A 21961-nucleotide genomic window follows, 5' to 3' on the forward strand; every position below is an offset into this window, starting at 1 on the left:
TTCCTCGTCTCTGGTCTGTGTCATCCGACCGGTGAAAGTTTCTGTCTGAACTCTCACCTCACCCAACGGATCCTATGGGGCGCGCATTCCCGCTGTGCCCGAGCACACGGACGCGGTCCGCGGGCGGGCGCGGGAGGCGCACACGGTAGGGGATACCACAGGGTGCGGGTGAAGCGTCGGCCGTCAGGCGCGTGTATAGGCGTGCTTCAGCAGAACCTTCGCCGCGGAGGCGGAGGAGGGATGGGAAACACAGGCGGTATCGACGATGTAGGCGGTCACCCGGGTGTCGTCGGAGGGATCGGCAAGCACCACCAGCAGGACCTCTCGCCCCTTGTAGGTGCCTTCCTCCGTGGCGAGGGCGGCGTCATCGTGACCGATGCCCCTGCGGATGCATTCCGGAACCGCAGACTTGAGCACCCTGGGACTGGTGGCCGAACCGGGCGCCGACTCGAGGTCGAAGGTCTGCGGGCTGTCGGAGGAGTTGGTCTTCATCCGGCCCTGTGCGAGGAGGTCGGAGACCCGCTTCTCCAGCTTTCCCTCGGAGAAGGTGTCCGCGGTGGCCGTCTGCCGACCGCCCCCCGGGGCCTCGTTCTGGGACGACAGGAATACTGTGCCGAGTCCCAGAGCCGCAACGGTGAACACCGTTCCCAGCACAGCGGCCCGGCGGCGTTCACGGTGCATGCGGCCCTTACGGCCCGGACCGGTGCTGGAGGGCCGAGGACGTCCAGCGGGACGATCCGCCGCCGCCGATGTTTCACGCGATACCGATGTTTCACGTGAAACATGCGCGCGATTTTCGTCGGACAGGGCAGAGGAAGCGTCGACCGGTTCGGTGATGCTCTGGGGCTCTGTCACTGTGGCGTGGAGCAGAGCCTCTGCGGCGAGCGCGGCGTCGATACGGCTCGCAGCCTCGGCCGGCATACGCGGTGGACCCGGCATTGTGCCGAGCAGCCCTCGGATCTCCGCCAGTGAGGCGTGGACGTCCGCACAGATCTCGCACTCGTCCAGGTGCCGGCGCACAGCGGTGCCCCGGGCGGGTGGCAGAAGTCCTTCGGTGAGGTCGGAGATCTCCTCGATGCCCGGGTGCTCCGTCATGTCTGTCGTCGAGGTCACGCTCGCCCACCTCCGCCCTTTACTGCCGCTGGGTCACTCGGTCCGGTATCCGGCGGATCCGCTCGACGCGGGCCCGCTGCGGGTGGGACGGATGCCCCCTGCGTCCGGTTCCGCTCCTCGCCCCGTTTCCCACCGTCACCGCTGCCGTCCGGTCGTAGATGATGCAGAAGGGGCAGGAGTCTGGCTCTGCCCCGGGCGCAGCGGCTCTTCACCGTGCCGGTGGGCACCTCGAGGATGCGGGCGGCCTCGGCCACCGGGTAGCCCTGCATGTCCACGAGGACGAGCGCTGCCCGCTGATCGGGCGGGAGCGTTCCCATCGCTTCGATGAGCTGGCGGTGCAGGTCGTTCCGTTCGGCGGGAGCCGAAGCGGACTCGTGGGGCTCCAGCAGTTGCTCCAGGCGCTCCGTGTCGTCGACGGGAGAGGTCTTCCGGGATGCCGCCTTGCGCGCACGGTCCAGGCAGGCATTCACCGTGATCCGGTGCAGCCACGTCGTGACGGCCGACTGGCCCCGGAAGGTGTGGGCGGCCCGGTAGGCGGATACGAGGGCGTCCTGGACCGCGTCAGCGGCCTCCTCTCGGTCCCCTGACGTCCGCAGGGCGACCGCCCAGAGACGGTCCCGATGCCGGCGGACGAGCTCACCGAAGGCTTCGGGGTCGCCTTCCACATGGCGGGTGAGGAGGTCCTGATCGCTTGTGTCGTGGTGCGCGGTGCCATCCGGCATAGGGACCCCCTCCCCTCGCTCGACGAGACGTCAGCCGGTGAACTTCAGGTCGGTGATGGCCTGCTTGTAGCCGGCAGTGCTGTAGCCGTCGGCAGGCGCGTTCGGTACCGCCGTGATCCACAGCAGCACGTACCGCGACTTCACTGCTTCCGACGCCTTCACGTCCAGTGACCCACCACTGGTCGTGCCGGTTCCGATCTCCTTCATGCCGTCGACTCCGGTCGACGGCGTCAGTGAATCCGTGGCGTAGAGATGCACCGTTGTGTGGTCACCGGTGTAGCGGAGTCCTATCGACGCCGACGAGATCTTCTTGGCCGAGCCGAGGTCGTAGACGATCCCCACGCCGGGCTTGTACGGCGCGAGCGTCGGGCCCTGGTTGTACTTCTTGGTCCGCCAGTAGGTCTCACTGTCGTTGTCGTACGTCTTGGCGACGTCCCCCGGGGCTTGGGCCCCGCCCGTCGCAACGTACTCCTGAGCACCCTGGATCGTGATCGGCCCGGCCGGCTTGGTCTTGCCGCCGGTCTTGTCGTCCCCGTCCGTCGTCTGCGTCTTGTTGGTGTCGTCCGCGTTGCCGCCCTGGTCGATGAGGGCGTCGGCGAGCTGCCAACTGCCCAGACCGAGCGCGGCGATCAGCAGTGCCGACACAGCCCACTTCAGGGCCTTGCCCGTACGGCTCTGCAACGGAGGCGGCGGGACGGGCACCGACTGTGTGACACGCGCACCCGGATGGGGTGCCGGACGACCGTAGGAACCCTGCTGGTAGGTCGTGCGCTGGTAGTCCGGTGGACTGGTGAACGCGGGCTCCGGCGGGCGGATGCGGGGCATCTCCCCGATCGCCTTCACCAGTTCCTCCGGCGAGGTGCAGGGGGACTCGTGGCGGGACGCGGTGGCCCCGTCGTTGACCAGGGCGCGCATGGCGAGCTCGGACAGGCCGCGGTGGACACCGGCTCGCACCTGGTCGGGTGGGATCAGACCGATGTCCTTCGGGAGCCCGGACAGACCGTAGGCGTCACTCTCGTACGGCCAGCGCTGGGTGAGTGCCGCGTACAGCAGGGCACCGATGGACTCGGTGTCCGCGCGTTGCGGGGTGTCGGAGTCGATGCCGCGCAGCGCCGCGTTCACCGCGAGGCCCCGGATGCGCCATTGACCGGTCGAGGTGCGCAGTACCGCGTTGGGGTTCAGGCGCAGATGGGAGAGTCCCTCCCGGTGGGCGGCGGCCATGGCGGAGGAGACCTGACTGGTCATCTGGTAGGCGTCGTACGCCTCCAGCGGACCGGCTGCCAGGAGGGCGGTCAACTCGGTGGCGTCGGGAAGCCATTCGTGGACGACGTAGACGACGTCGTCCTCCTCCACGGCGTCCAGGACCTGAACGAAACGCGGGTCGCCCAGCAGGGCGGAGGAACGGGCCGCGGCCAGGACGGAGCGGGCACGCGAGTGATCCGCGGGCAGGATGTGCACGCCGACGGCGCGGCGGAGTTTCTCGTCCACGGCACGCCAACTGCTGAACCCGTCCAGACGGGTGACGCACTCTTCGAGGCGGTAGCGTCTGGCGAGCTTGTGACCGCTGTGCAGTTCGAGCGGCGGTGTCTTCCCGGAACCGTCGGTCCCGGCGTTCTCCTGTGCCGCGTCGCTGTCCGTGTCCTGCTCCCGGTTCTTGGCCACCCCGTCGGCCGTGGACTGGTCCGCCTGCGCGGTCAGCGACTGGTCGCCGCTGTTGTCTGCCACGTCGACGGCAGCTGTGCTCCGTTCCGCCACCGTCGTTCCCTGCCTCCCCATCCATGTACGCGTCGGGCGACGGCCCGTGCGCGCCGTCCGACGCCGAAACCAATTGTGCCCACAGTCCGCCGGTATGCACGACACACAAGGGCCGACGATGGTTGTGCGCGTACCCGCGCCTCAGCGTCCCAGGCGTCCGCGGACCATACCGACCAACGAGTTGACCTCCACGATGCGCATCCGGCGCGCGGCGACGAAGAAGACACCGAGCAGCACGGCTCCACCGGCCACCAGCGCGGTGAAGGAACCGACGACGCCCTGACCGAGGGTGTGTCCGATCCCGTAGCAGACCGCGCCGGCGAGCAGCGCGGCAGGAACCGAGGCGATGCACAGCCGGGCGTACGTCCGCAGGACCCGGGCGCCGTCCAGGTCTCCGCCCAGCTTCGTGCGCAGCCGCCGCCAGGCGATACCGACGCCGGTCGCGTAGGCCACGCCGTACGAGGCGGCCATGCCGACCACGGCCCAACGGGCCGGGAGGACGAAGAAGCAGACCGCCGAGGCGACCGCGTTGACCGCGGCGACGATGACCGTGTTGTAGAAGGGAGTGCGGGTGTCCTCGTAGGCGTAGAAGGCACGCAGGACGACGTACTGCACGGAGTAGGGAATCAGGCCGAGGCCGAAGGCCATCAGCATGTAGCCCATGTTGGTCGCTTCGCTGATGCCCGAGGAGCCGAAGATCAGGGTGCACATCGGGATGCCGAGCGCGATGAAGCCGAAGGCGATCGGCACGATCGCGACGGCAGTGGTGCGCAGGCCCTGGGAGATGTCGTCCCGGACGGCGCCGCCGTCGTCCTCTGCCGCCGAGCGGGAGATACGGGGCAGCAGGGCGGCCATCAGGGAGACGGTGATGATGGCCTGCGGCAGACCCCAGATCAGCTGGGCGTTTGCGTAGGCGGCGAAACCGGTGCCCTGGACGTCGGAGTCCAGACCGGCAGAGGTGGACAACTGGGTCACGACCAGCGCGCCCGCCTGGTTGGCGAGCACGAACAGGATGGTCCACTTGGCGAGCATCGCCGCCTTGCCCAGCCCGTGGCCCTTCCAGTCGAAGCGCAGACGGATGCGGAATCCCGTCTCGCGCAGGTACGGAATCATGGCCAGGGCCTGGACGACGAGGCCGAGCAGGATACCGATGCCGAGGAGCCGCTGGCCCTCCGGCGGGATGCTCGTGACGGTCATTCGTGAGTCGGCTGCGGTGCCGTAGACGTAGATGAACGTACCGAGGGTCACGATGATGACGATGTTGTTGAGGACCGGGGTCCACATCATCGCGCCGAACCGGCCGCGCGCGTTGAGGATCTGCCCCATCACCACGTGCACGCCCATGAAGAAGATCGAGGGCAGGAAGTAGCGGGTGAAGGTGACGGCGACCTCGTTGGCCCCGGGGTCGGAGGCGACCGGGTTCGACAGCGCCCTTACGAGGAGCGGTGCGGCGAGCCACGCGACGGCGGTCAGTGCGGCCAGGGCCGCCATCACGAGGGTGAGCAGGCGGTTGGCGTACGCGACGCCCCCGTCGGCGTCGTCCTTCATGGAACGGACGAGCTGCGGCACGAAGACGGAGTTGAGGCCACCGCCGACGGTGAGGATGTAGATCATGGTCGGCAACTGGTACGCGACTTGGAACGAGTCGCCGAGGAGGCCCAGACCGAGAGCCGAGACGATCAGTGCGGACCGGATGAAGCCTGTGAGACGGGACACCATCGTGCCCGCCGCCATCACGGCGCTGGACTTCAGCAGCCCTCCGGCCCGGCCGCCCTTCTTCGAGGAGGCTGCGGGAGCCGGTTCCGGCACGGGCGCCTTGGCGACCGAAGGAGGCGTGGCGCCCGCGTAGTGACCGGGGGTGGCAGAGGCCGGGCCGGGCACGGAAGCGGACTCGTAGGGCTGCCCGCCGGCCACCGGCTGGTGGCCGGGGTGCGCGCTGCCCTGCTGTCCGGGATACCCCCCGTCGTACGGTCCGGCGTGCCCACTGCCCTGCTGCTGGTCCCGGAAGAGGTGGGCGAAGGCGTCCGGCTCGTGGCGCTGGTCCCCGGCTTGACCGATCAGGTCGTCCACGCCCACGAACTGCGTCGTGCGCGGATCGTCCCCGTACGGGAGGTGCTGGGTCGGGCCGTCCGGCTCGGGAGCGGGGGCCTGGGCCCAGATCCGTGGATCGGGTGCGTACGGCGACCGGGGCGGCTGCCCGTACAACGGCTGCTGAGGGGGGTATGTGCCCGGCGGGGGCGGGGGGTGTGCCGCGCGGTCGTACAGGGCCTCGGAGACCGGGTCCTGGGCGGCGATGTCCTGCGCCCGGTAAGGGTCCTGGTCGTAGGCGTCCTGGAGGTACATGTCGGCGGGCGGCTGCGGCGCCTGGTCGTGACCGGGCGGCGGACTCCCCTGGGGGCCCGACTCGGGATGGCCCGAGTTGCCCGCGGCATGGCCGCGGTCACCGTCGTACGGCGCGTTCATGGTTACCCCACCTCATCGTCCCGGGCCCACCGGCCACGGCATCCTCAACGGTCCACTCTCTCACCCGTGCCGGACGGGCCTGCGTTTTCCGGTTCGGTGTCCGGTACCGGGTCACTCGGCTGCTTTGGGTCGTCCGTCCCGGAGCCGGCTTCCGGCTCCTTCGTCTCCGGGCCGTTCTCCGGCTTCTCGATAGGACGTTCCGCAGGGGTGTCCGGGTTCTGCGGGTCGGCGTCGCCCTCGTCCTCCGTGTGGTTCTGTTCCCGGACCTCCTGGGCCTCGCGGGCCGCGGCACGCTTGCGCTGCGTGTACATCCGGAAACCGGCGAGGACGAGCAGCAGCACACCGCCGCCGATGACCAGCATCACCGTGGCGGTGATCTCGGTGACCTTGACGTCGAAGGTGACCGGCTCGCCGTACTTCTGGCCGTCCTGCGTGTACAACTGGGCGATCACCGTCGCGCGGCCGTTGGCGTTGGCGGACGTGGTGAACTTCACTGACTGGCTGTGCCCGCCGGAGACGGCGACCGGCTGTTCCTCGTAGGCGTCCCCGCCGATCTCGAGGCGGGTCGGGTTGGTCGAGGTGAGCCGCAGCGTCAGGTTCTCCACACCCTGCACCAGGTTGTTCTGGACGGTTACGGGGATCGTGGCGCTGCGGCCGGAAAGCTTCGTCTCCGATTTTTCGATCAGCTTCACCTGGTCGAGGAGCCCGTCGAGGTACGCCTCGACGCCGCTGCGGTAGGTGGCGGCCTCGGCGATCCGGCCACGCCAGGAGACGGACATCCCGCGGTTCAGGGCCCGGCCGAACGGGGTCACGACCCGGGACGGGTCCGAGAGGATCACCTTGAACTTGCCGAGCTTGTCCTGTGTCCTCGCGACCTGCTCGAACGCGGACCGTGGCAGCTCCTGCTTGCGCAGCGAGGAGGGGTAGGAGGAGGCCGCGGGGACCTCGGTGGTGGCGGCAGGGTCCGGCTCGGCCTTCGCTGCAGCGGTGAGATCCTCGGACTCCGACCAGTTCCCGTCCTGGACGGCCTTCAGGGCCTCGGCCATCGTCTGGGCCTGGCTGGCCGTGGGGGTGCGCTGGGGAGCGATGACCACGCTGCGCTGTCGGCTGGTCTGGAGGCCCAGCGTCAGGCTCTGGGCCAGGAACCGCTGGACGGCGAGCGTGGACGTGGAGGCCTCGGTCATGTCGCCCTGGAACACGGTGGACAGCCGGGAGTCCGCCACGACCGCCGTGGTGCCGCCGCCGATGGGGCGGGCGGCCGAGGGCGTGTACGACAGATCCCCGGTCTCCCGGAAGCTGTCGCTGCGGGCGATCACCTTGTCGGCGCCGGCGGAGGTGGCGACCTTGACGATGGGAGGGTCCACCGCGCCGTTGACGGGCCAGGCGAAGTCCGTGGTCGGTTTCACGTGGAGGATCGGCTCCACTGTGTTGACGACGACGTCCGTGGCCTCCTTGAGATGACTCAGGGAGTTGGTGACCGAGGTGCCGTTGTGGGCGAGGGAGGCCAGGTCCGGGTCGCCGAAGGGCAGTGCGACGACCTCCTTGCCCTTCACCGCGCTCTGTACGTCGGCGAGCCACCGTTTGGCGGTGGCCTGATGGCCGCCGGGCGTGGTGGTGTGGCCCTCGCCCTGGACCTCGTAGCTCTCGGTCATGGCGTCGACGGATGCCAGCAGATCCGGATCGACCACCCAGGTGACGTCGAGGTTCTTGCCCAGCGCCACCATCCGGTCCAGGCGGCCGCCCGGGGAGATCTCCTTGGCCAGGGCGTCGTCACGGAGGACCGGGGTCTGCTGCTCGTTGGAGCCTGTCTCCGCCGTTGTGTGGACCGTGGAGATCAGAGGCCACAGAAACGTCGTGCTCGTCTTCGTGCCGTCTTCGTCGGGCTGCCATGGCAGGAGCGTCCGCCGGACGCCGAGGGTCTGTTCCCAGGGCTGCGCGGCGGTCTGCCCGGAGAGGGCCACGGCCACCTGGTAGACGCCGTTCTTCCCGAGGTCCAGCTCGTCCACCGGGACGGAGACGCTGAAGCGTTGCGAGACGCCGGGCATGAGCTCGGCGTACTTCTGGGCGTATTTGTCGTCGATCTCCGGGCCGATGGCGCCCTGGACGTCGTCGCTGTTCCGGGCGACGCTGTCGATCCCGGAACGCGTGTTCAGCAGAGGGCCCACCCGAAGACCGACGTGGGCGTCGGTGACCGCTTGCTTGCCCTTGTTGGTCACCGTGCCGGACACCGTGACGGTGTCGTCCTCGCCGGGGACACTGGGCGTGAGCGAGTTCACGGAGACGGCGACCGAGCCCGCGTCGGTGGCAGACCGCGCGGCGCTCCCCGCGGCGGCGGCCGCAGGTGCCACGGCGGGCATCTGAAGCAGACCCGCCAGCAGGGGTACTCCGGCGAACAGGGTGCCGGTGCGCCGCAGCCAGCGGCGGGCAGGTGAGGGACTCATCCCCTGGAAGTCTGCCGCCTCGGCCACGCGCTCGCCCGTCCCTATCGTCGTCAGTGGTCGTCGGATGTGCGTCCACGCATGGTAACGATGCCTCGTGAGGCTGAGTGCCGCGGACCGGTCCGCAAGATCGGGCCGGCCGTCGCACTGTCCTGTATGTGGCCGTATAAGGGGAGCGCTTGCCGCGAGTGGACACCGGTCCCGTGCGGGGACTGTGGGAGCCGGCGGGGCAGATCAATGGGGGAGCCTTCGGCCGCCCGGGCCACGTACCCTTTTCTGTTGTGCCGAATGCCAACGAACAAACCAGTGCCCTGAGCCAGGTGCAGGACCGAGCGGTGAACGAACTGCTGCGAGTCGCCCCGGTCGCCGACGACCTCGCCCGCCGCTTCCGGGAGGCCGGGTTCTCACTTGCTCTGGTCGGCGGCTCGGTCCGGGACGCGCTGCTCGGCCGGCTCGGGAACGACCTGGACTTCACCACCGACGCCCGCCCACAGGACGTTCTGAAGATCATCCGTCCGTGGGCGGACGCGGTCTGGGAGGTGGGCATCGCCTTCGGCACTGTCGGAGCCCAGAAGCAGGCCCGCGTCGGAGACGCTGATCGAAGCTTTCAGATCGAGGTGACGACCTACCGCTCGGAGGCGTACGACCGCACGTCACGCAAGCCCGAGGTGGCGTACGGCGACTCCATCGAGGAGGACCTCGTCCGCCGTGACTTCACCGTGAACGCGATGGCCGTCGGACTGCCCGAGAAAGAGTTCATCGATCCGTACGGCGGTCTGGACGATCTCGCGACAGGCGTGCTGCGTACGCCGGGCACCCCCGAGGCGTCCTTCTCGGACGATCCGCTGCGGATGATGCGGGCCGCGCGTTTTGCCGCCCAGCTCGATTTCGAGGTGGCTCCCGAGGTGGTCGCGGCTTTGCAGGAGATGGCCGGACGCATCGAGATCGTCTCCGCCGAACGGGTACGGGACGAGCTGAACAAGCTGGTTCTGTCCGCTTACCCCCGCAAGGGACTGACCCTGCTCGTCGACACCGGGCTCGCCGACCATGTGCTGCCCGAACTGCCGGCCCTGCGTCTGGAAAGCGATGAGCACCACCGGCACAAGGACGTCTACGAGCACACGCTGATCGTTCTGGAACAGGCGATGGCCCTGGAGGAGGAGGGCCCCGACCTGACTCTCCGCCTGGCGGCGCTGCTGCACGACATCGGGAAGCCGCGCACGCGCCGTTTCGAGAATGACGGCCGGGTCTCGTTCCACCACCACGAGGTGGTGGGGGCGAAGATGACGAAGAAGCGTCTGGCAGCCCTCAAGTACTCCAACGAGCTGGTCAGGGACATCTCGCGCCTGGTGGAACTCCACCTGAGGTTCCACGGTTACGGCATGGGAGAGTGGACGGACTCCGCCGTTCGCCGTTATGTCCGCGACGCGGGGCCGCTCCTGAGCCGGCTCCACAAGCTGACCCGTTCGGACTGCACGACGCGCAATCGTCGCCGGGCAGCAGCACTCTCGCGCGCGTACGACGGTCTGGAGGAGCGGATCGCCAAGCTTCAGGAACAGGAGGAGCTCGACGCCATCCGTCCGGACCTCGACGGGAACCAGATCATGAAGGCCCTCGGAGTCGGTCCTGGGCCGGCTGTCGGTCAGGCGTACAAGCACCTGCTGGAGCTGCGGCTGGAGAACGGTCCGATGGAGTACGACGCAGCGGTGGCGGCCCTCAAGGAATGGTGGGCCGGGCAGCAGTAAGGCTGAGAACGCGAAACGGGGTCATGTTTCACGTGAAACATGACCCCGTTCGGGATGTACGGAGGGGCGGTGTTTCACGTGAAACACCGCCCCTCCCCTGTGCCGCCTTACTCCTTGTGGTCCTTCAGGCAGAGCAGGAAGTCCTTGCCGTCACCGCTCTGGGTGTACACGTACTGGAAGTCCTTGGCCTCGGCCTCGCACTTGCTGGAGGCCAGAGTGTCGGAGAGGAACGAGCCGTCGATCTTTGCCAGCACCTCGTACTGGGCGTCCGAGGAACTGCAGTCGACGACCTCGAGGTCGGGATTGTTGTCACTGGTGCTGCCGCGGTGCATGCAGTCGCCGACTGCCGCGGTGTTGGCGTCGTCCCGGCTGGCGATGAAACCGCCGATGGCCACGGCGGCGACCACAACGACGATGACGATGTTCTTGATCGTCTTGAAGCCGATCCTGCGACGCGGCTGCTCCGGCGGAACGGGGGCACCCTGCGGGGGGAATCCAGGCTGACCGGCCTGCTGGGGAAAGCCCGGCTGACCCTGGGCGAAGGGGTTCTGGCCCTGAGGCTGCTGCTGGCCCTGGGTGAACGGGTTGCCCTGAGGCGGCGGCGGAGTGGTCACTTGGAGGTCCCCCTGGAACACGAGCGCGTGGCGCGAATAGCGCGTTGATAAGACGCATGTAAGTTACCGGGCACCACTGACAACGCCACACGATCAGAGGGCTCTGTGGCATTGATGTGACACTTACTGACGCTCAAAACGGCTGATAGCCACAGCTACTGCCCCGTAGATAACAGCGATTGTTACCACCAGAGGGACCGATCGGCCGTCCGGTGGCAGCATCAGGGCGGCCACTGCGGCGGCACCGACGAAGGCCACGTTGAACATGACGTCGTAGAGAGAGAAGATCCGGCCACGGAAGGCGTCGTCGACGGAGGACTGGACGATGGTGTCCGTGGCGATCTTCGCGCCTTGGGTGGTCAGGCCCAGAACGAATGCCCCGAGCAGCAGGGGGCCGCTTGCGAAGGGCAGACCGAGCGCGGGCTCCAGGACTGCGGCGGCTGCCGAACACAGCATGATCCAACGTCCCGGCCCGAACCGCCCTGCCGCCCAGGGGGTCATGACGGCCGCGACGAAGAAACCGGCGCCGGACACGCCCAACGCCAGACCCAGCAGAGCGAGTCCCTCCTCCGTCGTGTCGGTCAGGGCGTACCGGCACAGCATCAGCAGCATGACGAGCATGGCGCCGTAGCAGAACCTCATCAGAGACATCGCGGCGAGCGCCCAGGCGGCCTCCCTGCGCGAGGGCGCCGCCAGATGGCGCAGACCTGCCAGCAGGTCGCGAGCGGTGCCGGTGAGCGCCGCGGTCAGCCGCGGTTGCACCAGCGCCCGGTCGGGGCCCAGCAGTTCCTTCGCCATGCGCAGCGAAGCCAGAGCCGCGCACAGGTACAGCGCCGAGCCCACGAGCACCACGGCCGCGTCCGAGTCGGAGACGACCAGACGTACGAGGAAGGCGAGTCCGCCGCCCGCGGTCGCGGCGAGCGTTCCGGCGGTCGGGGAGAGGGAATTGGCGATGACCAGCCGCTCGGAGTCCACCACGCGCGGCAGCGCGGCGGAGAGGCCGGCAAGGACGAAACGGTTGACAGCGGTTACGCACAGGGCGGAGGCAAAGAGCAGCCGGTCCGGGACCTGGCCGAGAACCAGGACAGCGGTCACCGAGGCCATCAGCGCGCGCAGCAGGTTGCCGTACAGGAAGACCTGGCGGCGGCGCCAGCGGTCGAGCAGTGCCCCGGCGAAGGGGCCGACCAGGGAGTAGGGGAGCAGCAGGACCGCCATCGCGGAGGCGATCGCCGCGGCCGACGTCTGCTTCTCCGGTGAGAAGACCACGTAGGAGGCGAGTGCGACCTGAAAGACCCCGTCGGCGCCCTGCGAGAGCAGCCGGACGGCGAGCAGGCGTCTGAAGCCCTGGAAACGCAGCAGGACGCGCAGGTCACGGACGACGGCCATGGGGCACAGCCTCACATACGGAGAGGGCCCCCGGGACATGCGCCCCGGGGGCCCTCGATCACCCGCAGGGGAGGCAAGGTCCTCGCCTGAAGGAGGTGGGTCCTAGCGTTCGACCTCGCCCTGGATGAACTTCTCGACGTTCACACGGGCCTCGTCGTCGAAGTACTGCACCGGAGGGGACTTCATGAAGTACGAGGAGGCCGACAGGATGGGACCGCCGATGCCGCGGTCCTTGGCGATCTTCGCGGCACGCAGGGCGTCGATGATGACACCGGCGGAGTTCGGGGAGTCCCAGACCTCGAGCTTGTACTCCAGGCTCAGCGGAACGTCACCGAACGCGCGGCCCTCGAGGCGCACGTAGGCCCACTTGCGGTCGTCCAGCCACGGGACGTAGTCGGACGGGCCGATGTGGACGTTCCTCTCGCCGAGGTCCCGGTCGGGGATCTGGGAGGTGACGGCCTGCGTCTTGGAGATCTTCTTGGACTCCAGGCGCTCCCGCTCGAGCATGTTCTTGAAGTCCATGTTGCCGCCGACGTTCAGCTGCATCGTGCGGTCCAGGACGACACCGCGGTCCTCGAACAGCTTCGCCATGACACGGTGCGTGATGGTGGCGCCGACCTGGGACTTGATGTCGTCACCGATGATCGGCACACCGGCCTCGGTGAACTTGTCCGCCCACTCCTTGGTGCCGGCGATGAACACCGGGAGGGCGTTGACGAAGGCGACCTTGGCGTCGATGGCGCACTGGGCGTAGAACTTCGCCGCGTCCTCGGAACCGACGGGCAGATAGCAGACCAGGACGTCGACCTGCTTGTCCTTGAGGACCCGGACGACGTCGACCGGCTCCTCGGCCGACTCCTCGATGGTGGCCTGGTAGTACTTTCCGAGGCCGTCGAGGGTGTGGCCGCGCTGGACCGTCACACCGGTGCTGGGGACGTCGCAGATCTTGATGGTGTTGTTCTCGGAGGCGCCGATGGCGTCAGCGAGGTCGAGGCCGACCTTCTTGGCGTCCACGTCGAAAGCGGCGACGAACTCGACGTCGCTGACGTGGTAGTCGCCGAACTGGACGTGCATCAGGCCCGGCACCTTGGACGCCGCGTCGGCGTCCTTGTAGTACTCGACGCCCTGCACCAGTGACGCGGCGCAGTTGCCCACGCCGACGACGGCTACGCGAACCGAACCCATTCCGGTTGCTCCCTGTGTGTACGAGTGAGGCCCTGAACGGGACTCACGTGGCGGTGTCGTCGGGCGAACCGGTCCGGGGGATGTCCCCGGACCGGGGCAGGTCGCCCGACGCTCCAGATGTGGTGTCCTGTCGAGGGGGCGCCCCTGAGGCAGGACCCTTCAGATCCCGCCCGGCCCGCTCGCTCTCGATGAGCTCGTTCAGCCAGCGCACTTCCCGCTCCACGGACTCCATTCCGTGGCGCTGGAGCTCGAGCGTGTAGTCGTCCAGACGCTCCCGGGTCCGGGCCAGTGAGGCGCGCATTTTCTCCAGGCGCTCCTCCAGCCGACTGCGGCGGCCTTCCAGCACACGCATGCGTACGTCGCGTGAAGTCTGTCCGAAGAAGGCGAACCGCGCGGCGAAGGTCTCGTCCTCGTACGCGTCGGGGCCCGTCTGGGAGAGCAACTGTTCGAAATGCTCCTTGCCGTCGGCCGTCAACCTGTAGACGATCTTGGCGCGGCGGCCCGTGAGCGGAGCGGCGAGGGCGTCCTCGGTGGTGTTCCCCGGCTCCTCGATCAACCAGCCGTTGGCGACCAGCGTCTTGAGGCAGGGGTAGAGCGTCCCGTAGCTGAAGGCACGGAACACACCCAGTGACGTGTTGAGTCGTTTGCGCAGCTCGTAGCCGTGCATCGGGGACTCGCGGAGCAGGCCGAGTACGGCGAACTCGAGGATCCCGGAACGCCGGCTCATCGTCGCCTCCTCTCTGCCGCGGTCGTGCGGTGACGGCCTTGCGTGGCTCATCGCCATCTTTATGCCGAGCTGATGTATCGACTCGATACATCAGCACGATAGAACGGCGCTCCGGCTGGGACAAGGGGGAGTGTGGTGAACGGGATCACATCATCGATTCGATGCGAGCAAGTTGCCTGATTTGAGCTGAACTTCTGTGCTCGGCGGGTTTTGGCGGTGCGTAGTCTGTGCGCCATGCGCAACACCGGGAACCAAGTGACGCCCGGGGGCGTCCCCGTCCCTGGTGCAGTACGGGATGAATGCGGAACCCACCGCATCCGTACTTCGGGGGGACCGGAAACCAGCTGCCGTTTCCAGGCGCGCGAGATGCGCCTGCCCGAGGAGTAGTCGTTCGATGAGCGAGCACCGTCGCAAACCGCCGCAGCCGCAGGGAGGCGGACGTGCCGCGGCCCGACGCGGCCAGTCCGGCTCGTCCTCCGGCCGCCGCGCGGCACCGCGAGGCGCCACCGGGTCTCCGTCCGATTCCTATGGGTCGGACTCGGGTGGTGAGGGCCACACCTATGGAAGCCGCGCCGAAGCACGACGCGCGGCACAGAGGGGCGGGGGCCGCCGGGCAGGTTCCACCGGCCCTGGCCGGGGCCGTGCCGCGCCTCCCGGTAAGAAGCGGATCATCGACTATCCGCGTCACGACAAGTACGGCTGGCATCGCTGGATGCCGTCGTGGAAGCTCGCCACCGGGCTGTGCATCGCGTTCTTCGGCAGCATGGTGGCCGCCGCGGGGATCGGGTACGCACTGGTGAGCGTGCCCGTCGTCGCCGAGACCGCCACGGCGCAGAACAACGTCTACTACTGGTCCGACGGCAAGCAGATGGTCGCCACGGGTGGTGAGCGCAACCGCCAGATCGTCAATCTCGAGCAGATCCCCAAGGCGATGCAGGACGCGGTCATCTCCCAGGAGAACAAGACCTTCTACGACGACAGCGGCATCGATCCCCGGGGTATCGCCCGCGCCGTGTTCAACATGGCCAAGGGCGGCGACACGCAGGGCGGATCCACGATCACCCAGCAGTACGTCAAGAACGCCATGCTGGACGACCAGTCGCAGACGATCTCCCGCAAGTTCAAGGAGATCTTCGTCTCGATCAAGGTGGGTGCCACCGAGGACAAGGACGACATCCTCGAGGGCTACCTGAACTCGGCGTACTACGGACGTGGCGCCTACGGGATCCAGGCCGCAGCCCGCGCGTACTTCGACAAGGACGCACTCGAACTCAACGAAGGCGAGTGCGCCTTCCTGTCGGCGGTCCTCAAGGGCGCCACTTACTACGACCCGGCCGGCTCGACCTCCATCGACCCGGTCGGCGCCACTCCCGAGGCGAACAAGAAACGCGCCCTGACCCAGATGCAGGACACTCTGGACAAGATGGTCGAGTACGACCGTCTGGATTCCGCGACCAGGGCCAAGTACACCAAGCTGCCCAAGGTGCAGAACCCCCGGTCGAACACCGCGCTGAGCGGGCAGATCGGTTACCTCGTGGACCTCGCGAAGGCGTACATCGTCAACAACAGCGAGGAAACCGGCATCACCGCCAACCAGCTGGAACAGGGCGGCTACTCGATCCACACGACCTTCGACAGGAAGAAGGTCGAGGAACTCGAGAAGGCGGTCCAGAGGGTCTACAAGAAGAACATCAAGCCCGAGGAGCGCCCGGAGGACACCCACGTCCAATTCGGTGGGGCTTCGGTGAACCCGGCGACCGGTGCGATCGAGGCCATCTACGGCGGTACCGACGCGACCAAGCACTTCACCAACAACGCCGACTCGACCGGTGCGCAGGTGGGATCGACGTTCAAGCCGTACGTGCTGGCGGCCGCCATGAAGTGGGGCGTCCGGGACCCCGACGGGGATCCGGTACAGGCCCAGGACGAGCGTACGAAGGTGTCCGAGAAGAGCCTGTACAGCGGCAAGAACAAGCTCAAGATCAAGGAATACGACGGTTCGGTCTGGCAGAACGAGAAGGGCGAGCAGTGGGAGCAGGTCAACGACGGTGACGAGTCACGCGGCACCCCGCCCGATTACAAGATCGACCTCCGCGAGGCGATGCAGTTTTCGGTGAACTCCGCGTTCGTTCAGCTCGGCGTGGATGTCGGCCTCGACAAGGTGAAGGCCTCCGCGGTGGACTCCGGGCTTCTGGAGAGCAGTCTCGCCGGAACGAACTACCCGTCCTTCTCCCTCGGCACCTCCAACCCCAGCGCGATCCGCATGGCGGGTTCGTACGCCACCTTCGCGGCCAGTGGCGAACAGCGCGATCCGTTCTCCGTCAAGAAGGTGACGAGCAAGGACGGCACGGTCTACACGCACAAGACCCAGACCGAACAGGCGTTCACCGCCCTGGTCGCCGACAACGTCACGGACGTCCTGAAGACCGTCGTCGAGGAAGGAACCGGCACCAACGCCCAGCTCGAGGGCCGCGAGGTGGCCGGCAAGACCGGTACCACGGACGGCAACAAGTCCGCCTGGTTCGTCGGCTACACCCCGCAGCTGTCCACCGCGATCAGCATGTTCCGGTACCCCGATGACGAGACCATCAAGAACCGCCAGTTCCTGGAGATGTACGGAACGGGCGACCAGGAAAGTATCCACGGTGCCTCGTTCCCGTCAGAGATCTGGGCGGACTACATGGAGGACGCGCTGAAGGGCCAGAAGCCGGAGTCCTTCCCGACGCCGAAGCCCATCGGCGAGATCGTCAACGACACTCCGTCGCCGACTGCCACTCCCTCGCCCACCGAGACCGAAGAGGAAACTCCGTCGGCGTCTCCGAGCACCTCGGAGCCGGAGCCTGAGCCCAGCGAGCCCACTCCGACCGAAACCGATACCTGTGGCCCCTTCGACTTCAACTGTGAGGAGGAGGGAGACGACACAGGTGGTACCGGATCGGGTGGCGCGGATGCCGGTGGGACGGACGGCGGGGTGACCAGCTCACCGACGGCCTCGGAATCGGAGGAGGAAGACGACAGCCGAGGCAACGGCAACGGTAATGGCAGCCTCTTCGGAGGACCGGCCGGTTAGCCGCCCTTTCGCCCGGCTTGGGTGTTTCACGTGGAACACGGGCCGCCGTCCCCTCGGGTACGGCGGCCCTCGGCATTGGCCCCGGCACGTACGGCAGGATGTGCGGCATGCCCAGTGGAGAATCGATGCAAGCGAGCGCCCACGAGCCGGAGCTGGTGGAACCGACCCGGGAGGACAAGGTCGCCAGGGCCGGCAGCGAGCTGATCGGCGGCCCGCTCGGGCGGCGTGCCCTGCTGGGGGTGTCCTGGTGGACCCCGGTCCGGGTGATCGCGCTCGTGGCGATCGGTATGTTCACCCTCGGCCTGGTCCAGAAAGCGCCCTGCTACAACGGCGCGTGGTTCTTCGGCGCCGGCTCCCAGTACACCCACGCGTGCTACTCGGACATCCCGCACCTCTACCAGGGGCGGGGCTTCGCCGACGGCCTCGTACCGTACTTCGACCGGCTTCCCGGCGACATGCAGTACCTCGAGTACCCGGTGCTGACCGGTGTGTTCATGGAGGTCGCGTCCTGGCTCACACCCGGCAGCGGGAGCGTCCAGGACCAGGAGCAGTGGTACTGGATGGTCAACGCCGGGATGCTCATGGTGTGCGCGGCGATCATCGCCGTCTGTGTGGCCCGCACGCACGCCCGGCGGCCCTGGGACGGTCTGCTGGTCGCCCTGGCCCCTGCCTTCGCCCTGACCGCGACGATCAACTGGGACCTGCTGGCGGTCGCGCTGACGGCCGCCGCGATGCTCATGTGGTCGCGTAGCCGGCCTCTCGCCTTCGGAGCCCTCCTGGGGCTGGCCACGGCCGCCAAGCTCTATCCCGTACTCCTCCTGGGACCGCTGCTGGTCCTGTGCTGGCGTGCCGGACGCTGGCGGGAGTTCGGGAAGGCCCTGGGCGGTGCCGTCGTCGCCTGGGCCGTGGTGAACGGGCCGGTGATGTTCTTCGCCTTTGACGGCTGGTCGAAGTTCTACACCTTCAGCCAGGAGCGGGGTGTCGACTTCGGGTCCTTCTGGCTGATCATCGCTCAGAACTCGTCCGACCCGCTCAGTACCGAGACCGTCAACACCCTTGCCACACTGCTGATGCTGCTGTGCTGCGTGGGTGTCGCGGCGTTGACTCTCACGGGCCCCCGGCGGCCGCGCTTCGCGCAGCTCGCCTTCCTGATCGTCGCGGCGTTCATCCTCACCAACAAGGTCTACTCGCCCCAGTACGTCCTGTGGCTGGTGCCCCTGGCCGTCCTGGCCCGGCCGAAGTGGCGGGACTTCCTGATCTGGCAGGCCTGCGAGGTGGCCTACTTCCTCGGCATCTGGATGCACCTCGCCTACACGACCAGTGGAGACGCCCACAAGGGACTGCCTGCCGACGGCTACCACTGGGCCATCGGCCTGCATCTGTTCGGGACGCTCTACCTGTGCGTCATGATCGTGCGCGACATCCTGATGCCGGAGCGGGACCCGGTGCGCCGGTCCGGTGACGACGACCCCTCGGGTGGAGTGCTGGACGGAGCGGAGGACGCCTTCGTGCTTGGCCCCGCTGCTCGGCCCGCTCGGGAGACCACCCACTTCGACGGTCCGCAGTCCGAGTGGGGCAAGGCCGGCGCCACAGGTGGTTCACTCTGAGCGAACGACCAGCGGACGGGCGGGCAGCCGGGCCGGTGACCGGTTCGGTGGCAGATCACCCCGGATGCTGGTGAGGAGCAGGGGAAGGGCCGTGCACGGGAACACCGTGCACGGCCCTTCTCGTTGTGCCGGCGCCCGCTCGAGCGCCGCCTCTGTCTCCCCCGCCTGCTCCGTCTTCGCCGTGCCTCGTGCCGCTCAGCGGTCGAGGGCCCGGTCGAACTGCGTGGTGGTGTGCCGCAGGTGGGCCACCAGCTCCTCACCGACCTGCGGCTCCGGTGCCTCCGCGGGCACGAACAGGATCGACACCTGCATGTGCGGCGGTTCGGCGAACCAGCGCTGCTTCCCGGCCCAGACGAAGGGAGAGAGGTTCCTGTTCACCGTGGCCAGTCCGGCACGGGCAACGCCCTTGGCACGCGGCATGACGCCGTGCAGGGCCTTGGGGGCCTCCAGGCCCACCCCGTGCGACGTACCGCCCGCCACGACCACCAGGAAGCCGTCGGAGGCGGCCTTCTGCTGCCGGTAGCCGAACCTTTCGCCCTTGGCTATGCGCGTGACGTCCAGGACGGCGCCGCGGTACTCGGTGGCCTCGTGGTCCCCCAGCCACAGCCGCGTGCCGATCCGGGCGCGGAACCGTGTCTGCGGGAACTGCTGCTGCAGACGGGCGAGTTCCTCGGCCTTGAGGTGGCTGACGAACATGGTGTGCAGCGGGAGGCGGGCTGCCCGCAGCCGGTCCATCCAGCCGATGACCTCCTCGACGGCGTCCGAGCCGTCGGTGCGGTCCAGGGGCAGGTGGATCGCGAAACCCTCGAGCCGGACGTTCTCTATGGCGGAGTGCAGCTGGGGCAGATCCTGCTCGCCGACGCCGTGCCGCTTCATCGAGGACATCACCTCGATGACCACCCGGGCGCCGACCAGGCCGTACACGCCGTCGATCGACGAAACCGAGCGGATGACCCGGTCGGGCAGGGGGACGGGCTCCTCACCGCGCCGGTACGGCGTCAGCACGAGCAGATCGCCACCGAACCAGTCCTTGATCCGGGCGGCCTCGTACGTCGTGCCGACGGCGAGGACGTCCGAGCCCAGCCGGGTGGCCTCCTCGGCCAGCCGCTCGTGTCCGAAGCCGTAGCCGTTGCCCTTGCAGACCGGGACGAGTCCCGGGAACTGCTGCTGGACGTGCTTGTGATGCGCCCGCCAGCGCGCGGTGTCGACGTAGAGCGTGAGCGCCATGGCCGGACCTGGAACCTTTCTCGTGGCTGTGGTGTGTCGGAGTAATGAGAACTGTGAGGCCTGTGAGAGCCGGTGGGGCGAGCTGTACGGCGGAGAGCCGGGATCAGCGGCGCGACATGTAGATGTCGAGCGCCTTGTGGAGCAGCTTGTTCAGTGGGAAGTCCCACTCGCCGAGGTACTCGGCGGCCTGGCCGCCCGTGCCCACCTTGAACTGGATCAGACCGAAGAGGTGATCGGTCTCGTCCAGTGAGTCGGAGATGCCACGCAGGTCGTAGACGGTGGCGCCGAGCGCGTAGGCGTCGCGCAGCATCCGCCACTGCATCGCGTTCGAGGGACGGACCTCACGGCCGATGTTGTCGGAGGCGCCGTAGGAGTACCAGACGTGACCTCCGACGATCAACATCGTCGCCGCCGACAGGTTGACGCCGTTGTGCCGGGCGAAGTACAGCCGCATGCGGTTGGGGTCCTCGGTGTTGAGGGCCGTCCACATGCGCTGGAAGTAAGACAGCGGACGCGGCCGGAAGTGGTCGCGCACGGCGGTGATCTCGTACAGCCGCTGCCACTCGGCCAGGTCGTCGTAACCGCCCTGGACGACCTCGACACCGGCCTTCTCGGCCTTCTTGATGTTGCGGCGCCACAGCTGGTTGAAGTTCTTGTGGACCTCTTCCAGGGACCGGTTCGCCAGCGGCACCTGGTAGACGTAGCGGGGCTGTACGTCGCCGAATCCGGCCCCGCCGTCCTCGCCCTGCTGCCATCCCATACGGCGCAGCTTGTCGGAGACCTCGAAGGCACGGGGCTCGATGAAGTCGGCCTCCAGGTCGCGCAGACGCTTCACGTCCGGGTCCTGGATCCCCTTCTTGATGGTCGTAGCCTCCCAGCGCCGGATGATCACCGGCGGCCCCATCTTCACCGAGAACGCGCCCTGCTGCTTCAGATGCGCGAGCATCGGCTCGATCCACTCCTGAAGATTTGGCGCGAACCAGTTGATGACCGGGCCTTCGGGGAGATAGGCCAGATAGCGCTTGATCTTGGGGAGCTGCCGGTAGAGGACGAGGCCGGCCCCGACGATCTCACCGGTCCGGTCGTCGAACCAGCCGAGGTTCTCCGCACGCCACTCCGCCTTGACGTCCGACCAGGCAGGGACCTGCATGTGACTCGCCGACGGCAGGCTCTGGATGTATGCCAGATGCTGCTCTCGGCTGATGGTCCTCAGGGTCAGGCTCATTTCGGGGCGCTCCTCGGGCTGGTGTGTCCCCATGGGTTCAGGGGCTCCGGCTCTCGCGCGAAGCCTACTGCGCCGTGGGGGCGCCCCGGTTGGGCACACGGGACCTGCGCCCCGGACCGGCACGGCCGGGGCGCGCTCCACGGCATGCGGGAGGAGACGCCCGACGGAACGGTCCGCCGGACAGGCCCTAGTCGAAGACCCCGCCGAACAGGCCACCGTGCGCCATGCCGAGGAAGAAACCGATCGCCGCGGCGCCCAGTCCCAGGATCAGGCCGAAGCGCTCCCGCGTCGTCTCCGAGATCCACTGGCCGTAAGCGCCGGTGAGGATTCCCGCCAGGCCGGCCCAGGAACTGAGCAGGTGCAGATGGTGGAACATCGCGGTGACGAGGGACGTGACCCCCAGTACCAGGGTCACCGCGAGCAAGGCCTTTTGGACTGGGTGGGGTTTGCCGTCCGTGGCGAAAAGGCCTCCGGCGGTGTTGGGTCGCAATGCCTGTGCCATGGGGCACCTCCTGCGAAAGACGGCGCATCGTAGTGCCATGCACACCCGATGTGTACAGACTGACGGGCTTCCGGGACGGATTTCAACCGGAAGCCGCTGTGCGGGTACTCTGTACCGTCTGCACCGGTGTCTGTTCGGACAGATCCAGTCACGTTCAGGACAGGGCCACGGGCCCGCCCCGG

Annotated in this window: 15 protein-coding genes; 3 read left to right on the top strand and 12 right to left on the bottom strand. The window is 68.0% G+C overall.

Annotated features, from left to right (window positions below; all coding sequences use genetic code 11):
* Nucleotides 1-183 precede the first annotated feature (183 nt).
* The 5 genes from ACWZEH_RS17260 to ACWZEH_RS17280 all read right to left on the bottom strand — a co-directional run bounded on the left by ACWZEH_RS17260 (nt 184) and on the right by ACWZEH_RS17280 (nt 8521).
* Nucleotides 184-1113 carry an anti-sigma factor family protein gene (locus ACWZEH_RS17260; protein ID WP_456192085.1) on the bottom strand — a complete coding sequence of 310 codons (930 nt, stop codon included), beginning with the start codon at nt 1111-1113 and terminating at the stop codon, nt 184-186.
* Complete coding sequence (gene sigM, locus ACWZEH_RS17265) at nt 1110-1835, bottom strand: RNA polymerase sigma factor SigM (RefSeq protein ID WP_456192086.1); 726 nt, start codon at nt 1833-1835, stop codon at nt 1110-1112. Before sigM ends, ACWZEH_RS17260 begins: the two co-directional genes overlap by 4 nt.
* Before the next feature lie 30 nt (nt 1836-1865).
* On the bottom strand, nt 1866-3590 hold the full coding sequence (locus tag ACWZEH_RS17270; protein ID WP_456192087.1) for a protein kinase family protein: 1725 nt from the start codon (nt 3588-3590) through the stop codon (nt 1866-1868).
* 141 nt (nt 3591-3731) lie between these two features.
* Nucleotides 3732-6053, bottom strand: coding sequence for a murein biosynthesis integral membrane protein MurJ (murJ, locus tag ACWZEH_RS17275; RefSeq protein WP_456192088.1), 2322 nt, complete (start codon nt 6051-6053; stop codon nt 3732-3734).
* 44 nt (nt 6054-6097) lie between these two features.
* Nucleotides 6098-8521: a DUF6049 family protein gene (locus ACWZEH_RS17280; RefSeq protein WP_456192089.1), complete on the bottom strand. Its 2424-nt coding sequence runs from the start codon at nt 8519-8521 to the stop codon at nt 6098-6100.
* Nucleotides 8522-8772: 251 nt separating this feature from the next.
* Between ACWZEH_RS17280 and ACWZEH_RS17285 the strand changes: the two genes are divergently transcribed.
* Nucleotides 8773-10236 carry a CCA tRNA nucleotidyltransferase gene (locus tag ACWZEH_RS17285; protein ID WP_456192090.1) on the top strand — a complete coding sequence of 488 codons (1464 nt, stop codon included), beginning with the start codon at nt 8773-8775 and terminating at the stop codon, nt 10234-10236.
* 107 nt (nt 10237-10343) lie between these two features.
* Here the strand turns inward: ACWZEH_RS17285 and ACWZEH_RS17290 are convergent, their stop codons facing one another.
* The 4 genes from ACWZEH_RS17290 to ACWZEH_RS17305 all read right to left on the bottom strand — a co-directional run bounded on the left by ACWZEH_RS17290 (nt 10344) and on the right by ACWZEH_RS17305 (nt 14148).
* A complete protein-coding gene (locus ACWZEH_RS17290; RefSeq protein ID WP_456192091.1) occupies nt 10344-10850 on the bottom strand; it encodes an LppU/SCO3897 family protein in 507 nt (168 codons plus the stop codon).
* 123 nt (nt 10851-10973) lie between these two features.
* Nucleotides 10974-12236, bottom strand: a complete 1263-nt coding sequence (locus ACWZEH_RS17295) for an MFS transporter (protein WP_456192092.1) — start codon at nt 12234-12236, stop codon at nt 10974-10976.
* Nucleotides 12237-12338: 102 nt separating this feature from the next.
* Complete coding sequence (locus ACWZEH_RS17300) at nt 12339-13421, bottom strand: inositol-3-phosphate synthase (RefSeq protein ID WP_456192093.1); 1083 nt, start codon at nt 13419-13421, stop codon at nt 12339-12341.
* Between the two features lie 43 nt (nt 13422-13464).
* Complete coding sequence (locus tag ACWZEH_RS17305) at nt 13465-14148, bottom strand: PadR family transcriptional regulator (protein ID WP_456192094.1); 684 nt, start codon at nt 14146-14148, stop codon at nt 13465-13467.
* 394 nt (nt 14149-14542) lie between these two features.
* Here ACWZEH_RS17305 and ACWZEH_RS17310 point away from each other — a divergent pair, with 394 nt between their 5' ends.
* Nucleotides 14543-17218: a transglycosylase domain-containing protein gene (locus ACWZEH_RS17310; RefSeq protein WP_456192095.1), complete on the top strand. Its 2676-nt coding sequence runs from the start codon at nt 14543-14545 to the stop codon at nt 17216-17218.
* Nucleotides 17219-17316: 98 nt separating this feature from the next.
* Nucleotides 17317-18825, top strand: a complete 1509-nt coding sequence (locus tag ACWZEH_RS17315; RefSeq protein WP_456192096.1) for a glycosyltransferase family 87 protein — start codon at nt 17317-17319, stop codon at nt 18823-18825.
* Nucleotides 18826-19020: 195 nt separating this feature from the next.
* On the opposite strand, the gene ACWZEH_RS17320 is transcribed toward ACWZEH_RS17315, so the two are convergent.
* The 3 genes from ACWZEH_RS17320 to ACWZEH_RS17330 all read right to left on the bottom strand — a co-directional run bounded on the left by ACWZEH_RS17320 (nt 19021) and on the right by ACWZEH_RS17330 (nt 21779).
* A complete protein-coding gene (locus tag ACWZEH_RS17320; protein WP_456192097.1) occupies nt 19021-20052 on the bottom strand; it encodes an alanine racemase in 1032 nt (343 codons plus the stop codon).
* A gap of 103 nt (nt 20053-20155) precedes the next feature.
* Nucleotides 20156-21277: a peptidoglycan bridge formation glycyltransferase FemX gene (gene femX / locus ACWZEH_RS17325; protein ID WP_042163219.1), complete on the bottom strand. Its 1122-nt coding sequence runs from the start codon at nt 21275-21277 to the stop codon at nt 20156-20158.
* Between the two features lie 187 nt (nt 21278-21464).
* Entirely contained in the window at nt 21465-21779 is a 315-nt protein-coding gene (locus ACWZEH_RS17330) for a hypothetical protein (protein WP_456192098.1), read from the bottom strand.
* Nucleotides 21780-21961 lie beyond the last annotated feature (182 nt).

This window comes from Streptomyces yamdrokensis (genome assembly GCF_053890455.1).

Excerpts from the sequence above, each read along its gene's own strand:
- murJ (WP_456192088.1), bottom strand. The coding sequence starts at position 6,053 with ATGAACGCGCCGTACGACGGTGACCGCGGCCATGCCGCGGGCAACTCG.
- ACWZEH_RS17295 (WP_456192092.1), bottom strand. The coding sequence starts at position 12,236 with ATGGCCGTCGTCCGTGACCTGCGCGTCCTGCTGCGTTTCCAGGGCTTC.
- ACWZEH_RS17320 (WP_456192097.1), bottom strand. The coding sequence starts at position 20,052 with ATGGCGCTCACGCTCTACGTCGACACCGCGCGCTGGCGGGCGCATCAC.
- sigM (WP_456192086.1), bottom strand. The coding sequence starts at position 1,835 with ATGCCGGATGGCACCGCGCACCACGACACAAGCGATCAGGACCTCCTC.
- ACWZEH_RS17310 (WP_456192095.1), top strand. The coding sequence starts at position 14,543 with ATGAGCGAGCACCGTCGCAAACCGCCGCAGCCGCAGGGAGGCGGACGT.
- ACWZEH_RS17315 (WP_456192096.1), top strand. The coding sequence starts at position 17,317 with ATGTGCGGCATGCCCAGTGGAGAATCGATGCAAGCGAGCGCCCACGAG.
- ACWZEH_RS17305 (WP_456192094.1), bottom strand. The coding sequence starts at position 14,148 with ATGAGCCGGCGTTCCGGGATCCTCGAGTTCGCCGTACTCGGCCTGCTC.
- ACWZEH_RS17300 (WP_456192093.1), bottom strand. The coding sequence starts at position 13,421 with ATGGGTTCGGTTCGCGTAGCCGTCGTCGGCGTGGGCAACTGCGCCGCG.
- ACWZEH_RS17330 (WP_456192098.1), bottom strand. The coding sequence starts at position 21,779 with ATGGCACAGGCATTGCGACCCAACACCGCCGGAGGCCTTTTCGCCACG.
- femX (WP_042163219.1), bottom strand. The coding sequence starts at position 21,277 with ATGAGCCTGACCCTGAGGACCATCAGCCGAGAGCAGCATCTGGCATAC.